2 protein-coding genes are annotated in these 2,320 nt (G+C 63.1%); both read left to right on the plus strand.

Annotated elements, in window-relative coordinates; genetic code table 11:
- The first annotated feature begins 353 nt into the window (after positions 1-353).
- Entirely contained in the window at positions 354-1,253 is a 900-nt protein-coding gene (locus EN935_RS31635; protein ID WP_127262344.1) for a MurR/RpiR family transcriptional regulator, read from the plus strand.
- A gap of 42 nt (positions 1,254-1,295) precedes the next feature.
- The coding region (locus EN935_RS31640) for a M20/M25/M40 family metallo-hydrolase (protein WP_127373994.1) at positions 1,296-2,320 on the plus strand (1,025 nt) is incomplete at its 3' end.

Raw genomic sequence — 2,320 nt, forward strand, 5'->3', positions numbered from 1 at the left:
GCGCCGGAGCACATCTATCTCGACGGATTCCAGCCGCGAGGACAGACGTCCGATCACCGCCGCTTCACCGGCTCCGCGGTCAAGTTCCTGCCCATCGCCAGCTTCAAATAGGCTGGCCGCGTCCGGGATTCGACATATCCGATAAAGAGCGACCGCAGGCGTGTCGTGGACGGCGAATGCACCCGTTCGACCTGACATGAAATGTGGTGCACGATACGGATTGCGGGGTCGTCGGGGGATTGCGCAACCCATCCTGAAATCTTCCCGGATAGCCCTGTAAGAGAATTTCCAAATTTGACAATCTTGCATGAAATTGTAAGATAATCATCTTCCGTCAGCGATAGGCGATGACCATGTCCATCCGTGAAGAACTGGCCAACATGACCGTGGCGTTCACCTCCGCGGAAGAGAAGATCGTCCAGGTCCTGCTTGCCGATTACCCCATGTCGGGGCTGGGTACCGCGACCAGGCTGGCGCGGCGGGCCGGCGTCAGCGACCCGAGTGTGACGCGGCTGATGACCAAGCTTGGCTATGTCGGCTTTGCCGACTTCCAGGCACGCCTGCTCACCGAAGTCGAATCCAGGCTGCATTCGCCGCTTTTGATGATGGAGGCCAAGCGTCCGGGCGGCTCCAGCGAAGGCACCGCACTCGCATATTTCCATTCGGTTTCCGACAGTCTCGAGCGCACCCGCACCGCGGTGCCGGTGCAGGCCTATACGCGCGCCGTCAACATGCTGCTTGAGAGCAAGGGCCAGGTCGTGCTGCTGGGCGGCCGGTTCAGCCGGCATATCGCATCCATGCTTGCTGGTTATCTCCTGCAGTTCCGCTCCGGCGTGCGCGACATCGGTTCGTTGAGCCCCGCCGATTTCGACTTGTTGATCGACCTTGGCAAGCGCGACCTGCTCGTCGTCTTCGACTACCGGCGCTACCAGTCGGACGTGGTGAGATTTGCGCAGCAGGCCAAGGAACGCGGCGTTTCCGTCCTGCTGTTCACCGATGTGTGGCTGTCGCCGATATCAGAGGTCGCCGACCTGACCATGGTCGCGGCGATCGACGCCAACTCGCCCTTCGACACGCTGGCCACCGCCGTTGCCCAGATGGAAACCGTCTTTGCCCATGCGCTGGAAGGCCATGGCGCCGGGGTACGCAAGCGCATCGAGGACATCGAGAAGATCCGCAGCGCCAATGCGGTCACCCTCGATGCCGCCCTGTCGCCCGCGGCGGATGATGCCGCCAAACTCCCAAGGAAATAGCGTCGATGCGCCCAGCGCGGCGATGCAAGGAAGGAAACGACAATGCCTGACAACCAGACCATCATCGACGCTGTGCAGGCTGAGATCGAGGCCGATCGCGACTGGTTGATCGGGCTGACCCGCGACATGGTCCGTATCCCTTCGGTCAACCCCAAATTCGAGCCCAATCCGGCGATCAACCGCGAGGCGGATGTCCAGGCGCTGCTCGAGCCGATCCTCAAGCAGGACGGCTTCAAGACCGAGCAATGGGATGCCTTGCCCGGCCGGCCCAATCTGGTCGGCGAATGGGCGGGCGACGAGGACCGCAGCCTGATCCTGTGCGGCCATATCGATGTCGTGCCGGTCGGCGCGATGAAGGACTGGTCGGTCGATCCGTTCGGCGGCGAGATCACCAATGGCCGCCTCTATGGCCGCGGCGCCGTCGATATGAAGGGCGGCGTCGCCGCTTGCATCGCTGCAGCACATGCGATCCGCAAGGCGGGCATCACACTGCAAGGCCGGCTGGCCATCCACTCCGTCGTCGACGAGGAAGCCGGCGGCTTCGGCGCCATGGATGCCGTGAAGAAGGGCAAGCTCGCCAAGGCGGTGCTGGTCGCCGAACCGACCTGGGGCGATGTCCTGCCGGTCGAAGGCGGGCTCGAATGGGCGCGGGTGACGATCCGTGGCCGCAACGCCCATTCGGCACTGCGCTACAACGAGATCTATCCGCAGCGCCACGACAAGGACCGGCTGGAGCCAGGCGTCAACGCCATCGAGATCGCCGCCCGCTTCATTGCCGCCGTGCGCCAATATGAGCTGGACCGCACGCGGGCGAAATCCCATCCGCTGCTGCCGCTCGGCATGAACACCATCAACATCGGCGTCATGCATGGCGGCACCGGCCTTGGCGAACACGGCCTGCCGACCGTCATGACCAATCCGGCCATCATTCCCGATGTCGCGGTGCTCGACCTCGACATGAAATTCCTGCCGGATGAGAACTCGGCCGATTATCGCCGCGACTTCGAGAGCTTCGTCCATCATTTCGCGCAGACCGATGCCTGGCTGCGCGACAACCCGCCGACGAT

Origin of the sequence: Mesorhizobium sp. M7D.F.Ca.US.004.03.1.1, assembly GCF_003998635.1 — a bacterium.
Lineage (GTDB): Bacteria > Pseudomonadota > Alphaproteobacteria > Rhizobiales > Rhizobiaceae > Mesorhizobium > Mesorhizobium loti.

Bases quoted from the DNA above. Each gene is read 5' to 3' on its own strand.
- EN935_RS31635 (WP_127262344.1), top strand. From the start codon at position 354: ATGTCCATCCGTGAAGAACTGGCCAACATGACCGTGGCGTTCACCTCC.